The sequence below is a fragment of the Arcicella sp. GW458-12-2-14-TSB2 genome (assembly GCF_059423785.1).
Map to the genome: position 1 here is coordinate 1 of NZ_JBWKYN010000307.1, position 2,999 is coordinate 2,999.

At 38.3% G+C, this 2,999-nt stretch carries 3 protein-coding genes; all 3 read left to right on the forward strand.

The genetic code is table 11. From position 1 onward, the window contains the following. On the forward strand, positions 1–288 hold a 288-nt coding region (locus AC07XN_RS23930; RefSeq protein ID WP_494744879.1), incomplete at its 5' end, for a hypothetical protein. Between the two features lie 245 nt (positions 289–533). Continuing rightward, complete coding sequence (locus AC07XN_RS23935) at positions 534–1,700, forward strand: PQQ-dependent sugar dehydrogenase (protein WP_494744881.1); 1,167 nt, start codon at positions 534–536, stop codon at positions 1,698–1,700. Positions 1,701–1,712: 12 nt separating this feature from the next. After that, on the forward strand, positions 1,713–2,771 hold the full coding sequence (locus tag AC07XN_RS23940; protein WP_494744880.1) for a class I fructose-bisphosphate aldolase: 1,059 nt from the start codon (positions 1,713–1,715) through the stop codon (positions 2,769–2,771). Positions 2,772–2,999 lie beyond the last annotated feature (228 nt).

The window sequence follows — 2,999 nt, forward strand, 5'->3', positions numbered from 1 at the left end:
GAAAAAGATAAAATAGTCTTACTTTCAGCCAAAGCCGAAAACTATGATTTTGATAATATTGTAAAGATTGTTTTTGTAGAAAAATCTTCTCTGGTTTATGTAAGTCAAAAGATTGAATTATTTTTTTCTGATGGAAGTAAAAAAATAATTAATTGTGATGGATTAAATTCAGACGATGAGTATATCGATTCATTCTATAACAAATATAAGCATATAAAAAATGTGTTCGAAAAAACGTACTTACAGGAATCCTTTTTGAGTCCTTTAATAGAGCATAGCGTTCATTAGGAAATTTTAGACACCTATAAATCCCTCTTTCCCCCTATGGCACAGTATTTTAACTATTCTTGAAGAACATAAAACTAAATCAAAAGATAATGATGATGTTATTCAAGCTACTACCTTTGTGCCATACCTCCTTCAAAAGAACTTGTTTTTTATTGATAGGGCTATGGCCGTTTATTAATTTATCAGGATTAGCTCAGAAACCTCAGCCTGCTACTTTACCTGCACCTTATGCTACCAAATCGACTATGAATTTCAGTAATGTTCATGGTTGGGAAAACGGACAAACACCTATAGCTCCCGAAGGTTTTACTGTTACCCGATTTGCTGATCAGTTTGAAAACCCGCGATGGATGTACGTAACCCTGAACGGAGATATATTGGTGGCTGAAAGCAATTCTAATCATACCTTAATCGAAAAAATAGGCGGGCGTATTATTGGGGCTAGTAAATCAAATAATTTAAGTAAAAGTGCTGATAAAATTACTTTATTACGTGATACTAATCAAGATGGTATACCTGATTTACGCACTACTTTTTTGAAAGATCTAAATCAACCTTTTGGAATGTTAGTTATCGGAAATTGGCTATATGTGGCCAATGTAGATGCCGTGTTGCGTTTCCCTTATCAAAAAGGACAGACAGAAATTACTGAGAAAGGACAAACGATTATGACATTGCCTATTGGTGAACATCCCCGCCACTGGACTCGTAATTTATTAGCCAATGCCGATAATACAAAAATCTATGTATCGGTTGGTTCAAATACTAATGTTGCTGAAAAAGGCATGGAACAGGAATTCAGACGGGCAGATATTCTCGAGATTAATCCAGATGGCTCGGGTGAACGGATTTATGCTAGTGGCTTAAGAAATCCTGTAGGAATGGGTTGGGCAGTGGGTACGAAAACCCTTTGGACTGTTGTGAACGAAAGAGATGAATTAGGCGATGATTTAGTGCCTGATTACTTAACAAGTGTAAAAGACGGAGGGTTTTATGGGTGGCCATATTCTTATTTTGGTCAGCATGTTGACCCACGGGTGGAAGAAAAAAGACCAGACTTAGTAGCCAAAGCCATTGTGCCAGATGTTCCTTTGGGGTCACATACAGCATCTCTTGGATTAGCTTTTTATAATCAAAAGTCGTTTCCCCAAAAATATCATAATGGTGCATTTATTGCCCAACATGGGTCGTGGAATCGTTCGGTACTATCGGGTTATCGAGTGGTGTTTGTACCCTTTGAAAATGGGAAACCCAGTGGAAAACCACAAGATTTCTTGACTGGATTTATGGCTGATGAGAAGAAAAATGTGTATGGAAGACCCGTAGGTGTAATCGTATTGCCTGATGGCTCCCTGTTGGTGACAGATGATGTTTCTAATATCGTATGGCGCGTGAGTGTTTCAAAAAAATAAACCATTTTAATTATGGACTTTCAGAAGATTGTTGAACTATTGGGAGAAGATTCCGATAATCTATTACATCACGATTGTACTACCTTTTCAAAAGAACTCTTATACCGCCCTTCACCCGACTATATCAGTCAGGTTTTGGTAGAAAGCAATCGTAGCCCACAGGTATTGCGTAACCTTGCTAGTATTTTTAACCATGGTCGCTTGGCAGGTACAGGCTATGTCTCTATTCTACCTATCGACCAAGATATCGAACATACGGCTGGAGGTTCGTTTGCCAAAAATCCCATTTATTTTAATCCAGAAAACATTCTGAAACTGGCGATGGAAGGTTCTTCCAATGCTATTGCTACAACTTTTGGCAACTTGGCATTAGTTGCCCGAAAATATGCCCATAAGATACCTTTTATTGTAAAGATAAACCATAATGAATTGCTAACGTATCCTACCAAATATAATCAAATCATGTTTGGGTCGGTTCGGGAAGCTTGGAACTTAGGGGCTACAGCCATTGGAGCTACCATTTATTTTGGTTCAGAGGAGTCGAGCAGACAGATTATTGAGGTATCAGAAGCCTTTGAGGAGGCTCATAGCTTAGGAATGCCAACCATACTTTGGTGTTACACTCGTAATAATGGCTTTAAAAAAGAAGGTATTAATTATGAAACAGCCGCGGATATTACGGGACAGGCCAATCATATAGGCGTAACGATTCAGGCTGATATTATCAAACAAAAAATACCTGATACCAACGGTGGTTTTACTGCGATTGACTTTTCAAAAAGCGACCCGCTGATGTATTCAGATTTAACGACAAAGCATCCGATAGACCTTTGTCGCTATCAGGTAGCCAATTGTTATATGGGTAGAATCGGGTTGATTAATTCAGGAGGGGAATCTAAAGGAGCTTCTGATTTAGTGGATTCTATCAAGAATGCCATCATCAATAAAAGAGCAGGAGGAATGGGGATGATTTTAGGGCGAAAGGCCTTTCAGCGTACATTTGCTGATGGCGTAGAACTTTTGCATGCTGTGCAAGATGTGTATTTGGCCAAAGAAATTGGCTTGGCGTAGGATGTTTGTTAAGTTTTTTTGAGAAGATAACCCTCAAAATAATTTTCTATTAGTGGGTGACTTATGTCCTAACCATTATCCACATCTTTTAAAAAGTTGAAATGAAGATGTAATTATTGATAAAATTGGTTCAAATAGGCTTAAATCGTCTTTCAAACTGAGCTTTGGTCGCCTCATGTCACAGCCTGACTACGTGAGGCTCTTATTCCTAGCGAGGGACTTAAGTCC

Bases quoted from the DNA above. Each gene is read 5' to 3' on its own strand.
- AC07XN_RS23935 (WP_494744881.1), top strand. From the start codon at position 534: ATGAATTTCAGTAATGTTCATGGTTGGGAAAACGGACAAACACCTATA.
- AC07XN_RS23940 (WP_494744880.1), top strand. From the start codon at position 1,713: ATGGACTTTCAGAAGATTGTTGAACTATTGGGAGAAGATTCCGATAAT.